This is a genomic window from Candidatus Poribacteria bacterium, from assembly GCA_026702755.1.
GTDB lineage: Bacteria > Poribacteria > WGA-4E > WGA-4E > WGA-3G > WGA-3G.
This window is the reverse complement of record JAPPBX010000018.1, coordinates 1-26,799: the sequence shown is the minus strand read 5'-3', so window position 1 is coordinate 26,799 and position 26,799 is coordinate 1. Positions and strand designations below refer to the sequence as shown.

General features: G+C 47.1%; 18 protein-coding genes and 1 pseudogene. 18 read left to right on the top strand and 1 reads right to left on the bottom strand.

Annotated elements, in window-relative coordinates; genetic code table 11:
* The first annotated feature begins 155 nt into the window (after positions 1-155).
* From OXH39_03635 to OXH39_03565, 15 genes and pseudogenes are all read left to right on the top strand, one after another.
* On the top strand, positions 156-3,035 hold the full coding sequence (locus tag OXH39_03635; protein MCY3549528.1) for a sigma-70 family RNA polymerase sigma factor: 2,880 nt from the start codon (positions 156-158) through the stop codon (positions 3,033-3,035).
* Between the two features lie 731 nt (positions 3,036-3,766).
* Complete coding sequence (locus tag OXH39_03630; protein ID MCY3549527.1) at positions 3,767-4,738, top strand: DPP IV N-terminal domain-containing protein; 972 nt, start codon at positions 3,767-3,769, stop codon at positions 4,736-4,738.
* Positions 4,739-4,796: 58 nt separating this feature from the next.
* Positions 4,797-5,777 carry a DUF5050 domain-containing protein gene (locus OXH39_03625; GenBank protein MCY3549526.1) on the top strand — a complete coding sequence of 327 codons (981 nt, stop codon included), beginning with the start codon at positions 4,797-4,799 and terminating at the stop codon, positions 5,775-5,777.
* Between the two features lie 22 nt (positions 5,778-5,799).
* Positions 5,800-7,302 (top strand): sigma-70 family RNA polymerase sigma factor, encoded by a 1,503-nt coding sequence (locus OXH39_03620; protein ID MCY3549525.1) that lies wholly within the window; start codon positions 5,800-5,802, stop codon positions 7,300-7,302.
* A gap of 838 nt (positions 7,303-8,140) precedes the next feature.
* Positions 8,141-8,296 carry a hypothetical protein gene (locus OXH39_03615; GenBank protein MCY3549524.1) on the top strand — a complete coding sequence of 52 codons (156 nt, stop codon included), beginning with the start codon at positions 8,141-8,143 and terminating at the stop codon, positions 8,294-8,296.
* A 655-nt stretch (positions 8,297-8,951) separates the two neighbouring features.
* Positions 8,952-10,652 (top strand): T9SS type A sorting domain-containing protein, encoded by a 1,701-nt coding sequence (locus OXH39_03610; GenBank protein ID MCY3549523.1) that lies wholly within the window; start codon positions 8,952-8,954, stop codon positions 10,650-10,652.
* Positions 10,653-10,765: 113 nt separating this feature from the next.
* Positions 10,766-11,755, top strand: a complete 990-nt coding sequence (locus OXH39_03605; protein MCY3549522.1) for a hypothetical protein — start codon at positions 10,766-10,768, stop codon at positions 11,753-11,755.
* Between the two features lie 177 nt (positions 11,756-11,932).
* On the top strand, positions 11,933-12,838 hold the full coding sequence (locus OXH39_03600) for a hypothetical protein (GenBank protein MCY3549521.1): 906 nt from the start codon (positions 11,933-11,935) through the stop codon (positions 12,836-12,838).
* Between the two features lie 58 nt (positions 12,839-12,896).
* Complete coding sequence (locus OXH39_03595) at positions 12,897-13,724, top strand: hypothetical protein (GenBank protein MCY3549520.1); 828 nt, start codon at positions 12,897-12,899, stop codon at positions 13,722-13,724.
* A gap of 117 nt (positions 13,725-13,841) precedes the next feature.
* Positions 13,842-14,735, top strand: a complete 894-nt coding sequence (locus OXH39_03590) for a hypothetical protein (GenBank protein ID MCY3549519.1) — start codon at positions 13,842-13,844, stop codon at positions 14,733-14,735.
* Positions 14,732-17,278 (top strand): T9SS type A sorting domain-containing protein, encoded by a 2,547-nt coding sequence (locus OXH39_03585; GenBank protein MCY3549518.1) that lies wholly within the window; start codon positions 14,732-14,734, stop codon positions 17,276-17,278. The genes OXH39_03590 and OXH39_03585 overlap by 4 nt, the downstream gene beginning before the upstream one ends.
* Positions 17,279-17,691: 413 nt before the next feature.
* Positions 17,692-19,599, top strand: a complete 1,908-nt coding sequence (locus OXH39_03580) for a sigma-70 family RNA polymerase sigma factor (GenBank protein ID MCY3549517.1) — start codon at positions 17,692-17,694, stop codon at positions 19,597-19,599.
* Positions 19,600-20,761: 1,162 nt separating this feature from the next.
* The gene (locus OXH39_03575; GenBank protein MCY3549516.1) at positions 20,762-21,799 is read left to right on the top strand and encodes a hypothetical protein; all 1,038 of its coding nucleotides are present in this window, start codon (positions 20,762-20,764) and stop codon (positions 21,797-21,799) included.
* A 151-nt stretch (positions 21,800-21,950) separates the two neighbouring features.
* Positions 21,951-22,355, top strand: a pseudogene (locus tag OXH39_03570) (helicase).
* A 913-nt stretch (positions 22,356-23,268) separates the two neighbouring features.
* Positions 23,269-23,562 (top strand): hypothetical protein, encoded by a 294-nt coding sequence (locus OXH39_03565; GenBank protein MCY3549515.1) that lies wholly within the window; start codon positions 23,269-23,271, stop codon positions 23,560-23,562.
* Positions 23,563-23,635: 73 nt separating this feature from the next.
* On the opposite strand, the gene OXH39_03560 is transcribed toward OXH39_03565, so the two are convergent.
* Positions 23,636-23,977 carry an STAS domain-containing protein gene (locus OXH39_03560; GenBank protein MCY3549514.1) on the bottom strand — a complete coding sequence of 114 codons (342 nt, stop codon included), beginning with the start codon at positions 23,975-23,977 and terminating at the stop codon, positions 23,636-23,638.
* Between the two features lie 387 nt (positions 23,978-24,364).
* Between OXH39_03560 and OXH39_03555 the strand changes: the two genes are divergently transcribed.
* The 3 genes from OXH39_03555 (at position 24,365) to OXH39_03545 (ending at position 26,389) form a co-directional block, all read left to right on the top strand.
* A complete protein-coding gene (locus OXH39_03555) occupies positions 24,365-24,784 on the top strand; it encodes a helix-turn-helix transcriptional regulator (protein ID MCY3549513.1) in 420 nt (139 codons plus the stop codon).
* Positions 24,785-25,271: 487 nt separating this feature from the next.
* Positions 25,272-26,021, top strand: coding sequence for a hypothetical protein (locus tag OXH39_03550; protein MCY3549512.1), 750 nt, complete (start codon positions 25,272-25,274; stop codon positions 26,019-26,021).
* Complete coding sequence (locus tag OXH39_03545; GenBank protein MCY3549511.1) at positions 26,018-26,389, top strand: hypothetical protein; 372 nt, start codon at positions 26,018-26,020, stop codon at positions 26,387-26,389. The genes OXH39_03550 and OXH39_03545 overlap by 4 nt, the downstream gene beginning before the upstream one ends.
* Positions 26,390-26,799: the final 410 nt, after the last annotated feature.

Genomic DNA, 26,799 nt, shown 5'->3' with positions numbered 1-26,799 from the left:
GTTTCACCATGTTACTGGGTCTGTTCAAAACGACCAAAACCATTCATTACAGGACTTACGCAGCTTCCTTTGCTGGCGAGGTTTCAAACCTCGCCAGCAGTGCCTAATACATGTTCAAAACGACCAAAACTATTCATTAATCATGGAGAATTCTGATGGTAAGAGATGATGTTCAGTTGATTCACAGTATCTTGTCAGGCAACGATGAAGCGTTCAGTATTTTAGTTAAAAAATACCAAAAGAGTGTCCACGCGCTTGCGTGGCGGAAGATTGGCGACTTTCACTATGCTGAAGAGATAACACAAGACACCTTCCTTCAGGCATACAAAAAACTCTCAACACTCAAGAACCCCAACCAGTTTGCCGGATGGCTGTATGTCATCGCAAATCGACTTTGCCTGAATTGGTTGCGCAAGAAAAAACCAGCAATCCAATCGCTGGACGGTACATCCACCGCAGAAATAGAAAAATTATCATACACCCGCCATGTTTCGGAACATCGCGAGACAGAAGCCTCCGAACATCGCACCGAAATCGTCAGAAAACTTCTGGCGAGATTGCCGGAGAGTGAGCGCACAGTAGTGTCCCTCTATTATCTCGGTGAGATGACATCGAAGGAAATCGGTAAATTCTTAGGTGTATCTGTGAAGACGGTTCATAGTCGGCTTCATCGGGCACGAAAACGTCTACAAGAGAAAGACGAACTCTTAATTAGTGAAGTCCTCGGTGGTGTTCAATTACCTACCAACTTAATTGAGAGCGTCATGCAACAGGTCGCTGACATGAAACCGACAGGCCCCCCGGTTGCGAAACCTTTGCTTCCATGGGCGGCTTTTGGTGCAGCTACGGTTTTGATTATGCTGCTGCTGGGTGCGAGCAATCAATATCTCGCTCGGTTTCAGCAGCCGTACAGTTTTGAGGCAGAATCTGAATTTATCATTGAAATTGTTGACGCACCCATCGTCCTTGATACTCATGCGAAACCCGCTGTGCGGAATCAGGCTGGACGTGCTACTAACCCCAATAAAAGCAGCGGTGACGGGCAGACCTTTGAGACAACTTTAGCGTCCAATACGTCAACGGATTCACTCAGACCTTCCATCTCTCAGTGGACTCGGACAAATGGACCGTTAGGCGGACACGTGCGTGACATCTTTGCAACATCTGAGAAAACGCTTTATGCTGTTACATCAAAGGGGATCTATAGGCTAACGCCAGAAGCAACTGCGTGGACGCTCACCAGCACGAGCGTGCCAACCACCATGCTCCGAATGCCAATGGCAGAACATGGCAATACCCTCTATATTGTTTCCAGTGAGAAAATATTCGCTTCAACCGACAATGGCGAAACGTGGTATGTCCTTTGCTCTCGACCAGAGGGAGAGGCTGTTGGATTTATCGTTGTAGATGAGATACAAGGGAATAACCAAAACGCGCGTCCTATAATGTATCTCGCCCTTCACACGAAAGGCATTTTCAGATCCACAAATGCTGGTGCGCAGTGGAACCTTTTGGAGAATGGACTCACAGACCAAAGTGTTTACGCAGTAGCGGCGGTTGAAAATACGGTATTTGCTGGCACCAACGAGGGGCTCCATCGCCTCAATTCAGATGTTTGGCAACGATTATCAGTCGGTACGTCGGAACCTGTCCATTCCCTGATAGGGTTTGAAAACAACCTCTATGTTGGAATGAACTCTGATTTTTTGCCACTGGGACCGTTTAAGTCAATGTCAAGAGAGCATGTGGAACGACTCATACTTTCGAGAACACCTTGGTACGACGAGAGCACAAGCAGAATTTTCCACTCGACCGACTTAGGCGCGTCGTGGACTGAAATAACGCCTAAAAATGAATCTCCTCTCATGAGTACACATGGTATGGTGATTGTGGAGGGTACTGGTGAAACAACACTTTTACCACACGGAGTTGTAGCAGTGGACGAAAACACTTTTTACCAAGTCAGTTCCCACGGTATTCATCGCACAATTGATGGAAGTGAATCTTGGCACCCATTTATGAATGGGATAATGGAAACTATACAGGACTTGACCGCTTGCAACGACAAATTGTATGCACAGACTGGCATGGATCTTGTTCAATCCGTTGACGGTGGCGAGACGTGGGAAACCGTGCAGATCGGTTCCAACGATCAACCGCTCGGAGCAGACGGGAAGAATCTTTCCCTTGTCTCACAAGTAGCGACTGCTGGCGACATTCTTTACGGAATTGCTCGTGACGATGACGGCTTTCGCGTTTTCCATTCATCTGCAGGTGACGACGTGTTTGTCCCAGTTCAGGAAGCCCCCACTTTTGAAAGAGAATCCTCCTTGATTAAGCTGTGGACAAGTGCCGAAGAAGCGAAACAAAAGCCCTTGCCTAATGACCCTGAAAAAAACGAGAACCCACCAGCAACATTCTCCTTCGCCTTTGAACATAACGAAATTGGCGGGTTTGCAGTCAATGGACAAACGTTCTACGTGGAATACAAGCAACGGCTTTTCAAGTGGAAACCCGGCGACTCGGAATGGGAAGACACTGGATTAATAGATACCAATGACCCGCTTCATGAGTCTGATAGAGGCTTCAAGTTAGCGGTTTCAGGAGAAACCATCTATGTCGGTAAACGGAATGGTAGGCTGTTTCAATCGCTCGATGGTGGAAAGAGTTGGAAAAATATTACACCAACCCTTCCGCTTCACTTTACCCACTTCAGGAAGATAGTGTTTGCCGGTTCTACGGTTTACGTCTCAACTGATGAAGGGGTCTTAAGCTCGCAAACCGGCGCGCACTGGCGCGCACTCACCGATAGAATGGGTAAACGGATTATTATAGACGACTTTGCCGTGGATGGTACGACAATCTATGGTGCTGATGATGCGGGTGCCTATCGCTTGGATACTCATGACAAGTGGAATCGGATTTCTCAAAGTGTTCCAGATAAAATTGTCTCTCTGGTTGTCAGTAAAAACAGACTCTACATTGCTACGCAACAGCGCGGGGTGTTTCATATCTCAATCGAAGACGAACTGTAAAATCCGTTCTCTAAATATCAGTTTCTTGCCCAGGTTCCCGTCCTTGAACCTCTTTATGCCTTTTTACATCTTCCGTTAACATTTCTCAACCCCCAAATTCGGTAGGCACGGTTTCAAACCGCACCTACCAACAATTGAAATATATCTTCTCTCTTTCCAAGCAACCTGCCTTGTAGGAGGGAACTCTAATTCCCGACTCCTATACGACGGAACTCCGATTCCCGACCTCTTATTCCCCCCTGATAAGGGGGGTTAGGGGGGTTAATGGAACTCTAATTCCCGACCGTCAACCGAAAACCGATGACTAACCAACATTTCCCCAATCGCATTGGATTATAGTAAAATCCGAAAATATGTTTACAGTTCGTCAGGGAACAAACCGCCCACCGCCGCTGGCGAGGATTGTATCCTCGCCCTTGTGTTGGTGCATAAATAATTACGGCCTTTACTATAAAATTCATTTTTTTTTACTTTTTTTCCAATTATGCACCCTTTCCGTCTTAAAATTGTGTCTTTAAGGGGTAACAGAAGATTTGATATACGACGACCTAATGATTGATCGGATTTTGTAGCGCAAACTTTTAGTTTGCGGCTCATCACACGCAACCTAACAGATTCTACTACAAAAGTAGCAACTTGAGTTAGAATGTCACAGTATGGGACTTTCTACGTCCTTAAACCCATCATTGCCAAACGCACTATTTCTAAATGACATACACGGAGAAATAAAAATGAAACGGAAATTTACTTATATAGCGTTGGGAGCCACAACGATATTAATATACTTATTGCTTGCGACAGACCTATATATCTACGCATCCGATATTCCGCACATTGCCTTTAGTTCCAATCGAAGTGGAAATTATGACATCTACATCATGGATATCAACGGCAAGAATCTCCAGAAACTGACGAATCACCCAGCCCATGAGTTTTCTCCAGCGTTTTCGCCAGACGGACAGCGGATGGCTTATGTTTCCACTCGACATGATGGCTATCCAGAAATCTATGTAATGAATCTCAGTACAAAGGTATCCCATCGGTTGACGCACCACCCAAAACATGACAGGAATCCTGCATGGTCTCCAGACGGACGATGGATCGCGTTTGACTCTAATAGAGAAGGGACGCATCACATCTATAAAATCGAACCGGATGGCGGAAATCTCCAACGGCTGACGCATGAGAGAAACGGAAACTACAACCCGGCTTGGTCTCCTGATGGTCAATTAATCGCTTTTGCTGCTAAAGAGGATAACAACGTTGATATCTATGTGATGAATGCTGATGGTGGTAAACTCAAACGTCTGACAAGACAAGCACAAGCGGAAAATGTTCCCACATGGTCTCCGGATGGGAAACAGATCGCCTTTAGTACTGGGCTTCTGGGAAATAGGGACATCTATGTGATGAATGCGGACGGCGGAAATGTCCGCAGATTGACACACCATCCGGCGAAGGATGGTATTTCTGCTTGGTCTCCGAATGATCAAATTGTCTTTAGTGCTGAGTGGGAGGAAAATTCTGACATCTACCTCATAGATGTAGACGGAAACAATCGTCGTAGGTTGACACACCATCCGGCGATAGAGCGGTCCCCGACGTGGGTGCCTGCTGGTTTTTCCCTTTCTGTTTCTCCGAGTTCGGAAAAACTAATAACGCAATGGGGTAGACTCAAACACTCTGAAATCGTTCCTAAGTAGTTGACGCATTAAGCAAACTCGTTATTTTTAATAGTGAATTTTCTGGAGGAGGTGTAAAATGAAAACGAAATGTGTCCGAGTAGGGTTTGGAATAACATTGCTGTTCAATTTACTTCTGTTCACTGTACACGTTTGGGCGGCTTCGTATATCTCCTTCAGCTCCAACCGAACGGGAAACTGGGATATCTACATCATTGATACAAAGGGAGAGAATTTACGCAACTTGACGAATCACCCTGCGTATGACAGTCGCGTGACTTGGGCACCGAACGGACACGCTTTTGCTTTTGAGTCGGACCGGGATGGAAACCACGAAATTTATATCATGAAACTTAATGAACCAGAACCTCGGCGGTTGACAAACCATCCCGGACGGGATAGCGACCCTGACTGGTCACCTGATGGAAACTGGATCGTATTTACATCGAACAGAACAGATGATCGAAATTATGACATCTACAAAATAGATATCAACGGCGAAAATCTACGACGACTTGCTGACGATGAAAAATACGATTTAAATCCGGCATGGTCTCCCGATGGCGAACAGATTGCTTTCTTTTCCAATCGCGATGAAGGCAGTGGTGTCTATGTGATGAATGCCGACGGGAAACGTCCCAGACGCATTGCGAATCCAGAACGTGGAGGTGCATCCCCCAGTTGGGCACCCGATGGGAAACAGATCGCCTATTCTGCTAATCTTGCGGGAAGTGGTATCTACATTGTGGGTGCTGATGGACGCAATCCGCGGCGCGTGACACCGATGAACATTTGGAGCCGCCATCCAGCGTGGTCACCAGATGGAAAACAGATTGCTTACGATGCAGATATTAAAAATCCTTGGGGCAACCCGAATAAGGATTCAAATGTTTATGTCGTCTCCGTCACAGGAGGTGCCCCACGCCAAATCACAAAACATGCGGCGCAGGATGGTTACCCCGCGTGGGTGCCGTCCGGTTTCCTCGACGTTTCACCGAGTCCAGAGAAACTAATAACACAATGGAGTAGACTCAAGCAATCCGAAATCGCCCCTAAATAGTTGGCGCGTTATGGAGGTCTTGATGGTGGAAGACGATGTTCAATTAATTCGCAGAATCTTATCAGGAGATGACAAGGCATTTAGTGCTTTAGTTCAGAAATACCAAAAGGGTGTTCACGCGCTTGCATGGCGGAAGGTCGGCGATTTCCACTATGCTGAGGAAATTACGCAAGACGTTTTCCTCCAAGTATACAAGAAACTCTCGACGCTCAAGAATCCTCATCAGTTTGCTGGATGGCTCTATGTCATTGCAAACCGACTTTGCCTGAATTGGATCCAAAGACACAAACCTGCGATGCAATCATTGGAAACAACAAGCACAGGAGAAATAGAGGAATTCTCTTATACCCATTATGTATCGGAGCAACGCGAAACAGAAGCACTTGAGCATCGGGATGAAATCGTTAAAAAGCTGCTGGAAAAGCTGCCAGAGAGTGAACGCACAGTCGTAACGCTCTACTATCTCGGTGAAATGGTTCCCAGAGAGATCGGCGATTTCTTAGGTGTATCGGTGAATACGATTAAAAGTCGGCTTCGTCGGGCGCGAGAACGTTTACAAAACGAAGAAGAACTCTTAATTCAGGAAGGGCTTGCGATTGTCCAATTACCGCCTAACCTGACCGATAATATCATGCAGCAAGTTGCTGACATAAAACCCACACCCTCTCCGGTTGGGAAACCGTTTCTGCCGTGGGCAGCTTTTGGCACGGCGGCTGTTTTGGTCCTGCTGCTGTTAGGTGTCAGTGCCCGATACCTCGTCCGTTTTCAGAAGCCGTATAGTTTCAAGGCAACAGCTGAACCCACCATTGAAATTGTTGATACCGATGTCATTCTTGATATGGATTCAAGACCGGATATGCGAAATCAGCCCGGGCGTCCTGGAGCCACCGGAAAAGACAATGATGCCGGTTTGCAAACTTCTGAAAGGCTTCTAACGTCCGAGACAGAAGGAGATTCCCTCATACCTTCCACACCGCGGCGGACACAAGTGATTGGTCCTCCAGGGAGTCACGTCTTTGACATCTTTGCGACATCCAACGGCACCCTCTATGCAGCCACACAAACGGGTATCCACAGATTGACAACAGATGCGACTGCGTGGACGCTCGTTAACACGAATGTACCAATCCCCGAAAGCCGAATGTCTATGGCAGAACATACTGGCGTTCTTTATGTCGTCTCTATTGATGAAATTTTCGCTTCACGGGACGATGGCGAAACATGGAATGCTTTTTGTCCGCGACCGGAGGGACAGGCTGTTGGACTCATCATCACAGATGAAACACAAGGCACCGGTTCACAAGCGAGTTTTACAATATATCTTTTTCTCCAAGATAATGGGGTCTTCCGATCTACGAATGCGGGGGCACAGTGGGATCCCTTTAACGAAGGATTAACGATCAAACGCATCTACACAGTCGCTACGATTGGAAACACAGTGTTCGTCGGGACAAACGAGGGGCTTTATCGCCTCAACTCAGGTGTTTGGGAGCAAGTGCAGGAAGATGCCTTCAAAACCGACTAAGCCTTAACGATAAATTTTACCTTGCTTCACAATGGCACGGGGTGTTTCATATCCCGATTGAAGCACAACGGTAGGTGCGGTTTCCCAACCGTCCCAAATTGTCTCTCCCCTCCGCTGGCGAGGTTTCATGAAGTTTAAATAAATACTTCGGTAATGTTATCCAAAAAAAAATGTTGTAGGGGCAGGTCTTGTACCTGCCCGCAATTACCGAATTAAATTCTTAATCTGCATGAACCGCACCAGATTTTACACAAAAACCTTGAAAACTCCAAAACCCTCTTGAATCCCGTAGGGATGGTATCTCTGTAGAAAAACGGAATCTCACAGACCTAAAGCCCCGTAGGGGGTTTTTGCTGGGATGTTTCTGCAGCATTTGTGGAACCGCTGCTACAAAATGGCGTGAAAAATCCCTAAATTGACACCTATGGTGTAGTTAGGGGATCGCCCCCATAAGTGTCAATTTTAGAGCAAATAACCGTCGTAGTCCCAGGTCCGGTAGGCACTGTTTCTAACTGTGCCGGATTTTAGTCATAATCCTTTAATACCTCAGAACCCTCTTTAGTCCCGTAGGGTTTATTTGCTTGGGTATTTCTTCAGCATCTATGTAGAAATCGGAATCAAAAAAAATAAAGCCCCGTAGGGGCGGCATCTATGTAGAAACACGTTTACCCCAATGCTTTAGCCCCGTAGGGGCGGCATCTGTTAAGACCCTGTTTTGAAATGACGTATGAAATCGCTAAATTGATGCCTATGGTGAGATTTCTAATCGCACCATAGGTGTCAATTTTAGAAAAAACGCGTCATAGCAGTGTAGGTTGGGTTGAGCGGAGCTGAGAAAATGATATGGACACCCCAAGCATATTTTACGACTCTACACCGTCCTATCAATCAAGAAGATAGCGAAACCCAACGCAAACCTACCGCCATGTTTCCAGCACTTGACGTAAAGAACGTTGGGTTTCGCTACGCTCTATCTAACCTATCAAGTGGTTAACTCCCAGACACGATAGATATGGTTTCCTTACCTTCATAGGATCAAAATTCAAATTTTTTCATTTTTTTTCAAATTATGCACAATTTTTTTCTAAAAATTGTGTCTTTAATTATAAAAAGGCATGATGAACATCACGGACCGGATTATCAAGCATAAGATGGAGGTAAACCTTAAAAGGACGTTAGACGTTAGGTATCTTGATTATTTGTGCGTTGTTAGTTGTGAATGTGGATCTGTTTCAGGACACCGAACCGGATCGGTTCCCTCAAATCGCAGTCCACACATCTCCTCGATTTCGCCGTGAAATCGAAAACGGATAGATATTATAAGGAGTGGTATTTTGAAAAGCACAATTGTTAATCAAAAAAGCCTAACAGTGATTTTAGTTGTTGTGTTGATAAGCGTTGGTGCGCAAGGCATCAGCTATTGTCAGGCCGCGGACGAGTATCCCCCGTCATCAAGTATCCGCCTACTCAGGGACGGAATTCAAGTAGCCCTTGCAGGAGGTCGAGGAATAATAGTTTATTCCACAAGGAACCAAAGGACTGATTTTATTGAGCCAGTTCGCAACTCTAAATGGCAGAGGCGGGATGATTCAACGAGTCCCTGGGTCGATGTTCCTGATTCAGAAAGAGCTTCCGGATTATACGGCTATGTGATAACGCTTCCCGGTGAATACAGATGGGTTGGCGAGATTAAAGTGGATGGTGTATGGGGAAAATACAGCAGCCGGAATACGCTTCGGCTCATGCTAGACGGAACAGTGACGAGCATTCCAGCAGAAGCAGAGGGTGTTCCGAGCGCCCCACACAAGTTGACACTTGAGGGACATACCGATGATGTCCTTTCCGTAGCATTCTCTCCCGATGGTCGCACACTGGCGAGTGGGAGTCGGGACAATACGACCCGGCTGTGGGATACTGACACCGGTGAACACAAGTTGACACTTAAGGGGCATAGGGATGGTGTCACTTGCTTAGCGTTCTCGCCCGATGGTCGCATGTTAGCGAGTGGGAGTTGGGACAATTACGTTCTGTTGCGGGATGCTGACACCGGGAAACTCTTGCAGACACTTGAGGGGCATACGGATGGTGTTCGTTCTGTAGCGTTCTCTCCCGATAGTAGCACATTAGCGAGTGGGAGTTATGACAATACGGTTCAATTGTGGGACGTTGACACCGGCGAACACAAGTTGACACTTGAGGGGCATACAGATTATGTCCGTTCCGCAGTGTTCTCTCCCGATGGTAACATATTAGCGAGTGGGAGTTATGACAATACGGTTCGGGTGTGGAATGCTGATACTGGCGACCTCCTACAGACACTTGAGGGGCATACGGATGGTGTCCTTTCCGTAGCGTTCGCTCCCGATGGTAGCACATTAGCGAGTGGGAGTTATGACCGGACGATTCGGGTGTGGGATGCGAAAATTGGACAACACAGAATGACGCTTGAAGGGCATACGCATGATGTCAATTCCGTAGTATTCTCTCCCGATGGTGACACGTTAGTGAGTGGCGGTAGTGACAGAACATTTCTGTTGTATAACGACACGATTCGGTTATGGGATGCGAAAACCGGAGAACCCCTGCAGACGCTTAAAGGGCATAGGAATAGTGTTACTTCCGTGGCTTTCTCCACGGATGGTAGCATGCTGGCGAGTGGGAGTTGGGACCGGACGGTTCAGGTGTGGGAACTGGCACCCGCTACCCCCCTCATGGAACCACCCCAACTCAAAGGCGATCTCAACGCCGACGGTGTCGTCAATGTCCAAGATCTCATCATCGTTGTGTCGCAGTTCGGGAAAACTGGGACCGGACAGGATGTGGCGGATGTCAATAAAGATGGTGTGGTCAACATTCAAGACCTCGTCTTGGTGGCAGGGGCGTTCAGTGTTACTATAACTATATCGGCACCCGCTGCACATCCACAAGTCGTTGAGACACTCACTGCCGGAGAGGTCCAGAGATGGTTACTCGACGCAAAGCAACTTGGACATAAAGACGCAACGATGGCGAGAGGGATAGAGGTGCTTGAAGACCTCTTGGCACTTCTGACACCAACGGAAACCGCCCTGTTGAACAACTATCCGAACCCGTTCAACCCGGAGACGTGGATCCCGTACCAGTTAAAAACACCCGCAGCGGTTCACATGACCATTTACAATCTGCGCGGCACTCTGGTGCGTGAACTGTCCCTGGGATATCAGGTGGCGGGTCGGTATACCTCGCGCACTCGTGCAGCGTATTGGGATGGCAGGAATACAGTCGGCGAACCGGTCGCCAGTGGTTTGTATTTTTACACGCTTACCGCTGGGGATTTTTCAGCAACGCGGCGGATGGTGATTTTGAAGTAACGACGTTATGGGTGCGCGCGAGCGCACCCACCCAACATGACTTGTAAATTTCAATCTGTTCGATAGGGTAGCATACGAAAGACGTTTCTAAAGTTTTTATGGGGGGCATAATTATGAAAACAGTGAACTTGTTAGTTTGTGCCATAGTTAGCCTATTGGTGCTGAATGTAAGCACTTCTCCACTTTTCGCAAGACCACCAACGACCTCCAAAATTTTGTTTACCTCCGTACAGCATGGAAATTATGATGTCTTCATTATGAATCCTGACGGTTCTGGACAGGTGAACTTAACACAGCATCCCGCCGACGATCTACAAGCCGTCTGGTCCCCGAGCGGTGATCAAATTCTTTTCATCTCTGATCGTGAGGGGGGCATTGACGATCTGTATCTGATGAACTCTGACGGATCAAATGTCCGACGCGTCTTCAAAGAAAACAGAAAAACGACTAAAAGCAATCCGACATGGTCACCCGACGGCAAACAGATCGCTTACGGTGGTATCGACTGGAATAGTTCCAGATCCACTATCTACATTGCGACTTTAGGAGAAGAAAAAGAAGAGGAACTCGTCATAGATGGCACGGATCCAGCGTGGTCACCGGATGGGAGAGAAATCGCTTGCATTATAGGAGACCGCCTTACATTTGTTGATCTCCGCACACACGCGCGAAAACAATTACTACGTAAGAAAGCAATACAATGGCAACGCCTCCCTTCTTGGTCTGCGGTAGGTAATAAACTCGTCTTTTCTGGGAACAATCATGCGGTTGTCCGAGATAGGCAGCATCGCAATGAATGGATGGATAAAAATACAATCTTCATCGTCAACCGCGACGGCACCGGTCTCCGCCAACTTGTCGATGAAGCCGGTCCGTATGCTTGGTCCCCTGAGTTATCGCCAGATGGACGAGAAGTCCTCTACACACAAGCGATTAACGGACCCCATCAGATTTTAAAAATCGATGTGCACAGCGGTGTTCGGACCCAGTTGACGGATAATATCTGGAGCTTTGGCGGGGATTGGTTCGATCCCACGTATGCTTTACAAGTTTCACCACAATCGTACTTGCTAACAATGACATGGGGCACAGTGAAAAAATAGGGATGAGATGCAATATGCTCTCAAAATTTTCTCCAGGCCCGGTAGGTGCGGTTTCTAACCGAACCGGACTTCGCTAATAAATTACCGAATTAACTTTTTAATATTCATGTAACCTCGCCAACTTTTAGTGTCCATTTAATTGTAGGCTTTACTATAAAATCAAGGAAACCTACGCAGATGAAAAATTTACGAAATCAGTTAATTTTTGGTTGCCTCTTTCTGCTTACATTAATTCCGCTGAGTGCTAAAGCGTTGCCACCCCCTTCACCCGCCGGGGGTAACTATTTAGTCCTCGACGGGGTCGATGACTACGCCGTTTTGGATTTTGAAACCTTCGGTAGACCCTTACCCAACGGCACGAAAGAGTTCACCTTTGAAGCATGGATATATCCCACCACACCGCCCGACAACAAGGAAACGTTGATAATACTCCATCAACAGGTGCGTCTGCTCATCGTGAACGATGAATTTCAACCGCACCTAAATAGTCTGGCTAAAGAACTAAATATTGAGCCCCCGAAGGGGGACCTAATCTTGCTAATGAATGCCTATATTGATGGAAAGTTCGGTGAGAGACTATCTTTCCCGATCCCACTTGAGCCGAACCAATGGCACCACATCGCTTATCAGTCAAATGGGAATCAGACAACAACGATCGTCAATGATTTCGTATGGACGCTGCCCCTCGGGGATCCTCTCGGACATGATAAAGATCCTCGTGCTTGGCGTCCGCTGGACTTCGTGCTTGGGGGGTTTGGAAAAAGAGTTGAGCCGCCTGGCCAGCCGCCAGCCAACAAATGGTTTTGGGGTTCCTTCACTGGATATATTGATGAGGTCCGCATCTCAACGGAGGCTCGTTACGAGGTCAACAAAAAAGGACTTATGCCAGACGACAAGTTCAAAAATGACGCAAAGACAGCCGCGTTGTGGCATTTTGATGAACCCGGTGGCACACAGCAATTCTCAGATGCATCGGGCAATGCGCATCATCTGAAGGGTAAAAATGGTGCGCAGATCGGTGACGCACTCACAGTAGAAGCACAAGGAAAACTCACCACAACATGGGGAAGACTGAAGCAATGAAACCTCTAAAATGATTTCTATCAGCGAATCATTACATTCACAAAAGAAGGAAATTGCAATGAGAAAATTTTATCGGTTCGTGTTCGTTATAGGCATTATGTTCGCGCTGTTTGTGAACGTCTCCCATCTTGCATTCACGCAAGGGGAGATTAACATAAAGGGTGGCCCTTTAAAAGAGGCGGATTGGTTCAAAAGCCCACCCGAAGACGCGTTGAACGAAGACCATTCAAAGAACAAAAACTGGATCAGGAAATATTACGGACCTAACGGGAATTTTGAGAATAGTGGATTCGCTGGCTCCGCCCGGAAAGATTTCATTGAGGAAGGCACAAAGGGTAAACTGACGCAGCCCAAACTTTCAACTATTGAAGGTTTAAAACTGACGCAAAATTTTCTGGTCCGATGGGATAAGGAGCATGGGGGAACCAGACGTTGGGAAGTCTTTGAAATTAATCCCGCGAACTCTCACAACATGAATAGGGGTGGTCCCGTGAATCACATTGATACCTACGGTATTATTGTTATTAAGGCTCCCGAGGACATGAAAGCCGTGATGTCTCCTGCCCACGACGACCACGCACAGATTTGGATTAACGGCGAGAAATGGTACAATAATCCTCACTGGACGGGTGCCGCGCGGGAAGTTGACTATAATATCGAAATTGAATTGCAAAAAGGTGGGAATGTCCTCCTTTACCGATGTAGTGAAAAAGCCGGTACTGCATATATGAACTTGCATTTTGACGATAAAACGCATGCCACTGTTGACATCTATCCGGACAAAGCGGTAGATCAGAGAAGTTTCTTTGAGGAAATCGCTGGTGCCCTTGCTATTGATCCCATCGGAAAATTAGCAACAACTTGGGGCGATATTAAACGCAAATAGAACATGGCGATTTTCCAGCATGGCTTTCAGATCTCCATCCAAAACATCTGACAGACGAGAATGTGTTAATCTGTCCTTCAAGACTCACAGATTTTTTCGACGAAAAAGGAGATAAGAATGGGACACCGACAATTTTTTACATGCCTTTTTCTGCTTACATTCATTCCGCTGAGTGCTAAAGCGTTGCCGCCGCCATCACCCGCAGGTGGAAACTATTTAGTCCTTGACGGGGTCGATGACCACGCCATTTTAGATTTTGAAACCTTTGGTTATCTCTTACCGGATGGCACGGAGGAATTCACCTTTGAAGCATGGATATATCCCACCACACCGCCCGACAACAAGGATACGTTATTGACGATACTCCATCAACAGGTGCGTATGGTCATCGTGAACGATGAATTTCAACCGTACCTAAATAATCTGGCTAATCTGCACAATATCGAGCCCCTGAAAGGCAACCTAATCCTACTAATAAATGCCTATCGTTTTGGGGGAGCCAACGCTGGCAGGACCATACCTTTCCCATTCCCACTTGAGCTGAACCAATGGCACCACATCGCTTACCAATCAAAGGGGGATCAGAAAATAACAATCGTCAATGATCTCGTAGGGATATGGCAAGACGGGGCACCTCTTGGACGCGTTGTTTTTTTGCGTCCACAAGACTTCGTGCTTGGAGGATTTGGAAAAATAATTGAAATACCTGGTCGTCCGCCAGACAAATCGTTTTGGGGTTCCTTCACTGGATATATTGATGAGGTCCGCATCTCAACGGAGGCTCGTTACGATGTCAACAAAAAAGGCTTTATGCCAGACGACAAGTTCAAAAATGACGCCAAGACAGCTGCGTTGTGGCATTTTGATGAACCCGGTGGCACCCAGCAATTTTCAGATGCATCGGGCAATGCACATCATCTGGAGGGTAAAAATGGTGCGCAAATCGGTGACGCACTCGCAGTAGAAGCACAAGGAAAACTCACCACAACATGGGGGAGGCTTAAGCAATGAAAACCACACTATCTTCGATTTTAGTTGTACTTTTGGCGATATTTACTGTTGCGGCAAACACCTTTGCACAAGACTACACAACGTTGGGATTACCCGAAGGTGCTAAAGCACGTCTCGGCAAAGGTAAAATAAATGAAATAAAGTATTCCCCAGACGGCACACGTCTGGCAGTCGTAAGTACTGTAGGCATTTGGATCTACAACGCACAGACAGGCGAAGAACTTGAACTAATCAGAGGACATACGTCTGAAGTTAACAGCGTCTCGTTTAGTCCAGATGGCAACACCATCGCCAGCGGGGGTGAGGACCGCACTGTCCGTCTCTGGGATGCCAATACAGGTAGCGAGATTCACACGCTCACAGGGCATAGGGATAGGGTGTTCAGCGTCTCGTTTAGTCCAGATGGCAACACCATCGCCAGCGCGGGTGCAGACAACACCGTCCGTCTCTGGGATGCTAATACAGGTAGCCATCTCCGCACGCTCACCGGACATACGAGGTCGGGCAGAAATCTTATTAGACCTGGGATTCTCAGCGTAGCCTTTAGTCCAGATGGCAACACCATCGCCAGCGGGAGTGAAGACCGCACCGTCCGTCTCTGGGATGTGAGCACGGGGCGCGAACTCCACACGCTCACAGGGCATCAAAGGGTTGGGGTCAACAGCGTCTCGTTTAGTCCAGATGGCACCACCGTCGCAGCTGGGGACCTCATCATCCGTCTGTGGGATGCAAACACAGGTAACGAGCTCCGCACGCTCACAGGGCAGACGGCTGGGGCCGCCAGCGTATTATTTAGTCCGGATGGAACGACGATCGCCAGCGGGAGTGGTGACAACACTATTCGTCTCTGGGATGCGAATACGGGGCGCGAACTCCGCAAGTTCAGCGGGCATACGGAAGGGGTCATCAGCGTAGCGTTTAGTCCGGATGGTGCCACCCTCGCCAGCGCGAGTGAGGACCGCACCGTCCGTCTGTGGGATGCAAACACGGGGCGCGAACTCCGCAAGTTCAGCGGACATACGGAAGGTGTCATCGGCGTAGCGTTTAGTCCAGATGGTACGCGCATCGCCAGCGGGAGTGGTGGTCGATTCGGCCGTTGGGGAGGTTGGGATTACGCCGTACATCTCTGGGATGCAAACACGGGGAGTCATCTTCGTACGCTCAACGGGCATAGGGATCGAGTCAACAGTCTATCGTTTAGTCCTGATGGTGCCACCCTCGCTAGCGGGAGTTATGACGACACTGCCCGTCTCTGGGATGTGAATACAGGTAGCCATCTCCGCACGCTCGACGGACATACCGATTGGATCAGAGATGTATCGTTTAGTCCCGATGGGACGACCATCGCAACCGCGAGTGGTGACAACACCGTGCGTCTCTGGGATGCCAACACGGGGAACGAGCTCCGCATACTCAAAGGGCATACGACTTGGGTCAGAAGTGCATCGTTTAGTCCGGATGGAAAGACCATCGTCAGCGGGAGTTATGACTACACCGTGCGTCTGTGGGATGCCAACACAGGTAGCGAACTCCGCACACTCAAAGGGCATAGGGCTGGAGCCGCCAGCGTATTATTTAGTCCGGATGGAACGATCATCCTAAGCGGGAGTTATGATGGCACCGCTCGTCTCTGGGATGCCAACACGGGTAGCGAACTCCACACGCTCACAGGGCATACGGGGGCAGTCGTCAACGTAGCGTTTAGTCCGGATGGAACGACGGTTGCAACCGGGAGTTGGGACGGCACCGCCCGTCTCTGGGATGCAAGCACGGGCAGCCCGCTCCGCACGCTCACCGGACATACAGCTGAGGTCAACGGCATCTCGTTTAGTCCGGATAGCAATACCCTCGCAACCGGGAGTTATGACGGCACCGTACTCGTATGGGAACTCAAGCCCTCCGCTATACCAGATGTCACTGAACCTATAAGACGCAAAGAGGATGTCACTGGGGATGGCACTGTTAACATCCAAGACCTTGTAGCGGTCGCAGCAAATCTTGGGCAATTGGGAGACAGTCCTGCGGATGTCAACCGTGATGGGATTGTCAATATACAGGACCTTGTCCTCGTTGCAGGTGCCTTAGACGCAAGTGATTCCGCACCCGCTCTGAATCCTCAAGCCTTCCAAACGTTCACTATCGCAGATGTAGAAAAATGGCTTCAGGAAGCCCAGCAATTGTCCCTAACAGACCCCGCTTTTCAACGCGGTATTCTCATTTTGGAACAACTCCTTGCAACATTAACACCGGAACAGACCGCATTATTGCCGAACTACCCAAATCCGTTTAACCCAGAAACATGGATACCGTATCAGTTGTCAAAACCCACGGATGTCAATATCTCTATCTATACTGCAGAGGGGACGTTAGTGTGGAGACTTGCGTTAGGCACTCAAGGAGCGGGAATCTATGAATCGCGTACCCGTGCGGCGTATTGGGATGGCAGAAATACAGTCGGCGAACCCGTTGCGAGCGGTCTGTATCTTTACACGCTTACCGCCGGGGATTTCTCAGCGACACGACGGATGGTGATTTTGAAGTAGCGGCGGTTACAGCAGTCGGTAAACTGTCAATCCTTTCTATTGACGACTGACACCTGAAATGCCACCGCCGCTGGCGAGGATTGTATCCTCGCCCTTGCGTTGGTGTATAAGTAATTACGAGTTTCACTATAACTGATGACCATTCCAAATTATGCAACCTTTGCATCCCAAAAGCGCGTCTTTAACGTTATAGGGGCTATGATATATACCACATCCAGGGTACAATGCATTATGTCAAACTTACGCGTCAGAAGCGAGAAATTAAATTTTGATGCAGATAACATGCCAATTTTTGGAGTATATTATATATCACGTTTTTCTCAAATTATGCACACTTTCTGCCCTAAAAATGTGTCTTTAATAATTGTAGGTTTTATTATAAACCTGTTCGTGTATCATGGAGGATTGTGACGGTGGAAAACGATGTTCAACTGATTCGCAGAATTCTATCAGGCGACGATGAGGCATTCAGTACGTTAGTCGAAAAGCACCAAAAGGGTGTTCACGCACTTGCATGGCGGAAGGTTAAAGATTTTCACTACGCTGAAGAAATTACGCAGGATACTTTTCTTCAAGCATACAAGAAACTCTCAACACTCAAAAATCCGAATCAATTTGCTGGGTGGCTCTACGTCATCGCAAATCGGCTTTGTATTAACTGGCTCCAAAGACACAAACCTGCGATGCAATCGCTGGAGGATACACCTATGGAAGAAATAGAAGAATCTTCTTATATCCATTATGCTGCGGAACAGCGAGAGACAGAAGTGACCGAGCATCGCCATGAAATCGCCGAAAAACTTCTGTCGAAACTGCCGGAGAGTGAGCGCACGGTAATGACGCTCCACTATCTCGGTGAAATGACAGCGAAGGAAATAAGCAAATTCTTAGGTGTCTCAGTAAACACGATTACAAACCGACTCTGGCGGGCGCGAAAGCGTTTGCGGGAGGACCAAGAACTTCTGGTTCAGGAAGTTCTCGGCGGCGTGCAGTTCCCCTCCAACCTAACAGAGAACATCATGCGGCAGGTCGCTGACCTGAAACCGATACCACCTCCGGTTGCAAAACCCATGCTCCCGTGGGGTGCCTTTGGTATTGCAACGCTTCTGGTTGTCTTTCTATTAGGGGCGACGCACCAACACCTCGTCCACTTTCAAAAGCCGTATAGTTTCGAGGCAGTCTCCGAACCCACGGTTGAAATTGTTGATACCTTCGTCGTTCTTGATATTGATTCAAAACCCGACCTACGGAACCAGATCGGACGCGCGACATCCGCGAATAAAAACATCGGGGCAGGGCTACAGACCCCTGATACGCCTCCGGTCTCCGAGACGCGATCGAATTCTTTCAGATTTCCTACAGCGCAATGGACGCGAAAAGCGGACATGCCAACAGCCCGGTCTGACTTTTCTACCTCGGTTGTAGATGGAAAAATATTCGCGATAGGGGGCGGACTTCAGCTCAAACTGGACGAATTTGGGGACATGACGCTTTCAAAAGTAGAAATGTACGACCCGGAAACGGATACATGGGAACGAAGAACGGATATGCCGACACCTCGGTCTGCTGTATCTACCTCGGTTGTAGATGGCAAAATATTCGCCATTGGTGGCGCACAAATGAAGAAAATTAAGCATTCCAGGGGTTGGGGACTTGAGAGTAAAAAACTTCCAACCGTAGAAATGTATGATCCGGCTACAGACACATGGACGCAGAAAGCGGATATGCCGACACCTCGGTCTTATCTTTCTACCTCGGTTATGGACGGGAAAATCTATGCCATTGGTGGGATGTCAAGTTCCAATGAAAAGTGGCGGTTGGAAACTGTGGAGGTGTACGATCCAGCGACGGACACATGGGCAAAAGCCAAAGATATAACCCATCCACGTTCTTGTACGGCAATCAGTGTTGTGAATGGAGAAATCTATGCCATGGGTGGAAGGGGATGGTCGGGGATTCAGAACGAACCAGATCCGTATCTTTCCAGCGTTGAAGTGTTCAATCTAAAAACGAATCAATGGCAGAAAAGAACAGAGATGCCTGCTCCGAAAACGAGCCACACAGCAAGCGTAATTGATGGAAAAATCTATGTCATAGGTGGTTACGTTGGGGAAGGTAATAAAGTTAAGAACCTCGCAACGATCGAAAGCTACGATCCCGCAACCGACTGTTGGACCCATGAACCGGACATGCTGATTGGAAAATCGGGACACACAACGGAAGTCATTGATGGGAAAATCTATATCTTTGGGGGATCCAGTCACTTTGGTAAAGATCCGCTTACCAGTGTCGAAGTTTACGACCCAAGAGCAGTTCCTTAGCGTGTTAATTTAACCCAAGTTGCTACCAACGGATTTTTGGCATTCTAACACGGTTTTTCGGATACTTTCCTTACCCCGTAGGGGTGCTATGTCTATAGAAAGGGCGTGTTTACGCGATTGCACTCCGTAGGAGTGCTATGTCTATAATAAGTGGCAACTTGCGTTATAGTAAAATCCGAAAATATGTTTACACTTCGTCAGGGAACAAACACCCCACCGACGCTGGCGAGGTTTGGAACCTCGCCCTCGTGTTGATGTATAGATTTATGGGATTTACTATAATAAAACATTTATTCTATAAAGCACAACTTTCAATCAAGAAGACTCCATAATCCTGTGAATCCTTAGAATCCTGTAAATCCTGCTTCAGACAATCAACACCGCGCACGCCACAATTTCCGCGTCCGCTGCGTCCTCCGTGTTCTCCGTGATTCAGACAATTAACACATACATTACCCGATTAAATCCTTAATCTTCATTAGGGGTGCTATTGCTTCGCAGTGAGAATGCATAGGTGGCAACTTGCGTTATTTAATGAATTGCTTTTTATGAGGGTTTCTGATAGAGTATCAAGCAAGTGTGGAACCAAGAAAAAGCAACTCGCTTTTTTCGTTTCAAATAGGGGATGTCGCCCCTATTTCCCTACCGATATTCCATCATTTTTAGGCAACTTCAAACAAGCGAAAACATAGTAAACACAAAGGTTTAGAACACTTTTTAGCAACTTTCACAAGTCCAAAACGACTAATTCCGTTTATAGTAAAATCCGAAAATATGTTTACAGTTCGTCAAGGAACAACACCCACCGCCGCTGGCGAGGTTTGGAACCTCGCCCTTATGTTAGTGTATAGGTAATTAGGGATTTTACTATAATAAACCTGAACTTCCTTCAGTTTGCACAATAATTGTAAGCATAACCCAAGTTGCTACTAACTGGTTTTGCACATTTCAGAAAGGGTTTCGTCTTTTTCCGCACCCCGTAGGGGTTATATGTCTATAGAAAATGGCGTATTTACGCGATCGCACTCCAGCGGAGTGCTATGTGCACAAACAGGTGGCAACTTGCGTTAAGCATAAGAGTGTACAGAGTGATGTTTGATAATTAACCAACGCACCTTAACCTTGGCTGTTAGTGCAGCTATTTTGAAATGAGGGGTTCCTAATGGACGCACGTCGCTTGACTTTTCTGTTTTCGGTAATAATTCTTCTATCGGGTATCTGCCCGAATCTGCTCTGTTGGGCAGAAGGTGTAATTGTCTACACCTATCGTAGTACCACCTACATGATACATCCCAATGATACCGTCCCTGCACCTACACGCATTGCGGAAGAAGGTATTTCGACACCTTCGCCGGACGGTCGCTTCTTGGCAGCGGTAGACGGCGATCCTGACCGCCGTAATGTTCTCCATATCCGAGACCTTCGCACCGGTAAGAAAATTCGTTCCATCATATTGCAAGTCCATTCCTACGTCGATATTTCTTGGTCACCGGATGGACGTTGGATTGTGTATGCTGGCAGCCAGCAAAAGATAAGAGGGGGACGCGATGTGAACACAGAAATCTTTCTAATTTCACCGGATGGACGACAGAAACGGAAGTTACCACACCCAATTGGCGAAAGACCGACAGGTTTCGTCTGGGCACCAGATGCGCAATCCGTGTTCTACAATCTCACTTCAACGGACAGGCATCAGGAGATCTGGGAGTCGAATGTCAATGGTCAGGAAAAAGCCAAGAAACATTTGCCATTCCATGAACGTGCGGGTTTCTTAAGCCGTTACCCGTTCTATGCGTTCTCTCCGGACGGTAAAAAGATTGCCTACACCCCGCTCCATGAAGGCGTATTTGTTGCGGATATTGATGGGGGGAACCACGAAAAAGTCGTCGATCAGATTCAGGAAGGCATATTTATTGTCAATGCTAATGGGATAAACCTCTTAGAAAAAGCAAATCGCGACTTGCGGCAGTTCTTTCAAGTAGATTGGTCCCCGAACGGCAAATATCTTGTATTCTCTGTTGACACAGGTTTTGGTAATTTTGGGCTTTACATTTACTCCTTTGCGTCTCAGAAAGTGCGGCGTTTAGTACATTTGCCGGATAGTCTGCCTATTTTACCACGTTGGGTTGGTGATTCGCTACCAGTGGAACCGTTAAATAAGATGGCTGTGACGTGGGGAGAAATCAAGGTTTCAAATTGACGCGTCCCCCAAAACCAGCTACCATACTCCCATGCCACAACTCAACCTCAAACCGAACCACAAGGTAATCCAAGACTACTACGCCACGTTGCAGCAATACGACCAACACGCCATCACCCACGAAGGCGCAGTCAGCAACCCCCTCGCCAAAAACTTTTGGGGATTCGCCGAGGCAGGCAAGCAGTTAGCAGACCTCCACGTCAACTACGAATCCGCACCGAAATACGATAAACTGAAGTCCATCGAAACGCCAGGGATGCAGATAGATTGGCGCGTCGAGAAGACGAAACTCTCCAAAGACAAGACGCAGCTGAAATACAACGACTTCCTCACACTCGACGGCATCCCGCCAGAAGTCCACGACTATCGGCTCGGCACCCGTTCCGCGTTGGAGTGGATCGTAGATCAGTATCGCGTCAAGACCGACAGACGGAGCGGCATCGTCAACGACCCGAACCGTGAAACCGAGCCGCGATATATTGTGGACCTGATTACCCGCGTCATCACCATCAGCCTAAAAACAGTCGAGATCGTCAAAAACCTCCCACCCCTATAGGTTAACTGCAAGTCCTCCTGACAACGAGGATTAATTGGCAAGTGTAATTTTCAACCGCACCATGACTGTCAATTTAAGAAAAAACGCGTCATAGCATCGTAGGTTGGGTTGAGCGGATCCGAGAAAATAATATGGACACCCCAAGCACATTTTACCACTCTATACCGTTCTATCAATCAAGGAAATAGCGAAACCCAACGCAAACCTACCGACATGTTGGTAGCGTTTGACGCAAAGAACGTTGGGTTTCGCTGGGTTTCTCCACGCCTATGCGGGTCTATCAGGTTTGACGTATTTTGAAATATCTACCTTTGATTTTCAACCCCACTCAACCCAACCTACGTGCCTTGAAAATCATCTGGTCTGGACAGATTGACACAGAAACCTTGAAGCATTCAAAAACCTCTTGAATCCCGTAGGGATGATATCTGTGTAGAAAAAGGGCACCTCACAGACCTAAGCCCCGTAGGGGCGGTATCTCTGTAGAACCCGAATCCCCCAAATAAGCCAAGCCCCGTAGAGGGTTTTTGTGGGATAGAATTACCGAAGTATTTATTGAAACTTCATGAAACCTTACCTACCGTGATCGGGGTGCGTTTCGGGTTGGAGGAAACACCGTTACGAAACTGTCGATATATTTTTAGGATTTACCCTAAATATCCGTGATTGAAAAGTGAAAAAAAGGTTGACCTCCAACGGGAAATCAACGTATAATAGTTCCAAGCGGACCACAAAATCTTTATGATTCGTAGCGCAGCGGTGTTATTCTTTTGGTGGAAGCCTTCAGGGGACCGGTCTCGGTGCGCGATGAGGACGGTGTTGTGTTAGAAACAGATATTGAGGAAATCCTAACTTTCTTAGGAGAACCGTTGCGGACGTTCCCCGACCGGAGTGCGAACAGGAGGCAGACCTCATGCAGACTTTGGCAGAACACTACCTACAGCAAGGTATTGAACAAGGCATAGAGCAAGGAATAGAGCAAGGAATAGAACGTGGAGCGCGCGAAACGACGATTGAGAACACCGTAGCAACCCTGACAACGCGATTCACAGATGTGGATGTCAACCGCCTCAAATCGTCTCTTGAAATGATTGTCGACCTTGACAACTTGAAGCAGTTGAACCTAAACGCTTCATTGGTGTCAAGTTTTCGTGATTTCCAAGAGGCATTGGAGCGGACATCACCCCGGAAACAGACGAACACATAACCCAACTTCTGGGACATAAAAAAAGGGACTGGTAAAACCAGTCCCCGTTTTATGTTCTACTGTATTTTAGATGCTACGCCGCTAACGCTGAGACCGCAGCGTCCTCACTGTCGAAATGTTCAAAGAGACTCACGATCCGGCTCAGTGCCACCAAATCTTTGATGTGTTTGCCGACATGGATAACGCCGATACGACCTTGCTTTCGTTCCGCGGCGGCACGTGCCTCCATAAGCGCAACGAGTCCAGAACTGTCAATCTTATTAACATGCTCGAAATTGATAAGAATGCGTGGTGTGTCTGAGGCTTCTATCTGGGGTGCGATTGCCTCCCGTAATTCTGATACAGAGGGTCCTACTATTTTCCCGGTGGGTTCCAAAATTGCGATGCCGTTCTGCTGACGAATTTGGGTTGTCATGGTTCGTTCTCCTTTTTCGTTTGCTATAACAGTGGAAACATCCTTCACCTTTCTAAACCCTACATACTCTCTAAACGTCCAATTGAGATATTCGTTACGTTAACCCAAGTTGCTACTAACAAGTTTTGCACATCTCAGAAACGGTTTTCGTCTCTTTCCCCACCCCGTAGGGGTGAAATGTCTATAGAATTGCGTTAAAACCAAATAACCCTTGGTAAACGGAGCGAATATTTTGACATTTTTACGTCAAATCTGATAAAATACAAGGTAATTATTCTTGAATTTTACTTAACGCATTTACATTTTCACATTTTCCACCAAATCTTGACAATTTCTGTCTAATTAACTATCATAAGTAGACACAAACCCTCCAAAAGGAGACATATCATGGCTAAAAGAGAGGAAAACACACACCAAACACAAGAAGTGAGGAACTTGGAACAAGGGGCATTTTTGGTGGGCACCTCATCTTCTACCGCCTATAATCCGCATTTACTGCGCTACCTACGTGAAAAAGCCGACCTCTCACAAGCGGAACTTGCCAAAAAATTCAATACCTCCGTGGAAACCGTCGCCGAGTGGGAGACCGGCAGGAGAGTCCCGAATCAAAAACACCTGCAGGCGTTAGAAAAGTTTTTTAAACTGCCCGCTGGCGGTTTCACTGTGGAAATGAAGGATATCTTAAACCAAGACTTCAGGGCCGCCTATTTCGGGGACACTGACGCGCGCGAGCGACTTGAATGGGCTGATAGGCATCTATCGCTTGGACAGGCACTTCGAATTATCCCGCCACTTCCAAAAATATGAAAAAACGAACCTAAAATCGTATAAATTCTTACCATATTATCATCATTTTCCGTCAAAAACGACATTTTTAACGAATTTATCATATTTTTTCTTGACTTTTTTAGTAAAAAATGCTAAATTAGAGCCAATTATAGGAAAAAATAGTCCATTTTCTTGAAAAAACACAATTTTTCTTGACAAAAGTAGTATTTTTTTGTATAATTAAAACATTCACACAAAAACGTTTGATTAACAATTTTGTGTGTTGTTTCTATAATCGTTTTGTAATTGGCAGTCTCCATTTTTTAAGAGGGGCGCCACCGGTAGGTACAACACCGAGCGGCGCATAGCACTGCCATAAACCCAGTATGACAGTGCTGGTTCTCTATTGTATCATACATACAGATATAAAAGGAAATCAGCATGCTATACGAAATGGAAAGAGTGCCATCTCTGCGACCGTTTGTCTGATCAGGTCTTTTTCCATCAACCGCATGAGAGAGGTGATATGATGTTAGGTGATTTACTTTCCAGCCGAGCGATTCAAGTCGGTCTTGTTTTCTTCGCGCTGGTCGTCAGCAGCAGCCTGTTGTATAGTTGGCACGTCCAACGCAACACGGCAGCCGAGTGGAGTCGGACACCGTTGGCAGTTGAGTCTCTCGAAAACGAGAAGGAGACCAGCACTGCCCGCGTTGTGTTAGAGACTCCAGAGGTTAGGGACACGCCCGAAGCAAACGAGGACACACAACCGATGTTTGACGAAACAGCGGCGGTCCCCAACGAGACTGAGAACCTTGACATCACGGATGCCTTCTTACCAGATGAGATAGTTTCAGAGGAAACACAGGTTTTTGAAGATGTGCCTGTCTCGCCATTTGGATTCGGAGCGTATCCTGAAATACCTGCTAATTTTCCTTTTAATGTGAAGTGGACAGATACTACGGAACACATTGATCTGGAACTATCAGCGCGGGTGATGATAAAAGCTTGGAACGAGGGCGAGCGTTTTCTCGGAAGTAGTATTGGAGAAAATGGCAGAGTATATCTGCATTATCCGAAGACAGTTTATGTCCAAGAAAGAAAACATATTGCCTCGGATGGTTCAGCAGGTGGTTCTTCCCGTTTAATTATTGGTGATATTAAAGAACTATCCCCTGGAGAAAGTTTGCCAGCGGATATACAGGTTCTTGATTATAATGCAGCAGGGATTGATCCTTATGAATATCTTGACTTGCTGTTAAAGGAGCATACAAAATGAAAAAATTACTTTGTCTTTTGACGCTAATGTTTATTGCAATCGGCATCAACGCTGATTTCCATGATCCTAACCATACTTACGATTATGATCAGTCAAGTATTGACCCCGATTATGCTTCTGCTTTGGCTTCTGAGTATCGCGGAGATACATTTGATTACTACGCCCAAGGCTACGCGTCTAATAGTAGTGGTGAGGAGTGGAATTATTTTACTGCTCAAGCAGCTGCCTCAATATACGCGAACAATTATAGCGGATACGTTTGGGGAACCTCAAGCCTTTTCATGGAGATATCAATGTCCTTTACTCATGAATCATCCGCCAACGGCTATGGGCGCTCCGGCTATGCGCAAGCATCAGCTTCGGTGTAATCACAAAGCCGATTACGTTTTAGCGGATGGAGACATCCGATCTTTGTTTTCCGCCTGTGTGTTTTCTGAACACCGGGCGGAAACTCTTTTAACAGGAAACACCCTTGATTTCCTCGGCTCATGTCAAGAATGCAAGCACATCGAAAACTATAGTAAAACCCGAAAATAACAGGGCACTTTGGAAAACACAAAACACCACTCCTTCGCTGGCGAGGTTTGATGAAGTTTAATTATTTAAATCGGCAATTCTAATTCACCCCCAGACCCAGTAGGTTCGGTTTGCAACCGCACTATAGGTGTCAATTTTAGAAAAATAGGTATATTTCTTGTTCTGAGATAAAGCGTTCTGAAGTCAAAACATCTTTCGCATCGAATAAAAAATGTAAGGGCAAGTACATTTCTTAGTCCCG

Excerpts from the sequence above, each read along its gene's own strand:
- OXH39_03635 (MCY3549528.1), top strand. The coding sequence starts at position 156 with ATGGTAAGAGATGATGTTCAGTTGATTCACAGTATCTTGTCAGGCAAC.
- OXH39_03630 (MCY3549527.1), top strand. The coding sequence starts at position 3,767 with ATGAAACGGAAATTTACTTATATAGCGTTGGGAGCCACAACGATATTA.
- OXH39_03625 (MCY3549526.1), top strand. The coding sequence starts at position 4,797 with ATGAAAACGAAATGTGTCCGAGTAGGGTTTGGAATAACATTGCTGTTC.
- OXH39_03620 (MCY3549525.1), top strand. The coding sequence starts at position 5,800 with ATGGTGGAAGACGATGTTCAATTAATTCGCAGAATCTTATCAGGAGAT.
- OXH39_03615 (MCY3549524.1), top strand. The coding sequence starts at position 8,141 with ATGATATGGACACCCCAAGCATATTTTACGACTCTACACCGTCCTATC.
- OXH39_03605 (MCY3549522.1), top strand. The coding sequence starts at position 10,766 with ATGAAAACAGTGAACTTGTTAGTTTGTGCCATAGTTAGCCTATTGGTG.
- OXH39_03600 (MCY3549521.1), top strand. The coding sequence starts at position 11,933 with ATGAAAAATTTACGAAATCAGTTAATTTTTGGTTGCCTCTTTCTGCTT.
- OXH39_03595 (MCY3549520.1), top strand. The coding sequence starts at position 12,897 with ATGAGAAAATTTTATCGGTTCGTGTTCGTTATAGGCATTATGTTCGCG.
- OXH39_03590 (MCY3549519.1), top strand. The coding sequence starts at position 13,842 with ATGGGACACCGACAATTTTTTACATGCCTTTTTCTGCTTACATTCATT.
- OXH39_03585 (MCY3549518.1), top strand. The coding sequence starts at position 14,732 with ATGAAAACCACACTATCTTCGATTTTAGTTGTACTTTTGGCGATATTT.
- OXH39_03575 (MCY3549516.1), top strand. The coding sequence starts at position 20,762 with ATGGACGCACGTCGCTTGACTTTTCTGTTTTCGGTAATAATTCTTCTA.
- OXH39_03565 (MCY3549515.1), top strand. The coding sequence starts at position 23,269 with ATGCAGACTTTGGCAGAACACTACCTACAGCAAGGTATTGAACAAGGC.
- OXH39_03560 (MCY3549514.1), bottom strand. The coding sequence starts at position 23,977 with ATGACAACCCAAATTCGTCAGCAGAACGGCATCGCAATTTTGGAACCC.
- OXH39_03555 (MCY3549513.1), top strand. The coding sequence starts at position 24,365 with ATGGCTAAAAGAGAGGAAAACACACACCAAACACAAGAAGTGAGGAAC.
- OXH39_03550 (MCY3549512.1), top strand. The coding sequence starts at position 25,272 with ATGATGTTAGGTGATTTACTTTCCAGCCGAGCGATTCAAGTCGGTCTT.
- OXH39_03545 (MCY3549511.1), top strand. The coding sequence starts at position 26,018 with ATGAAAAAATTACTTTGTCTTTTGACGCTAATGTTTATTGCAATCGGC.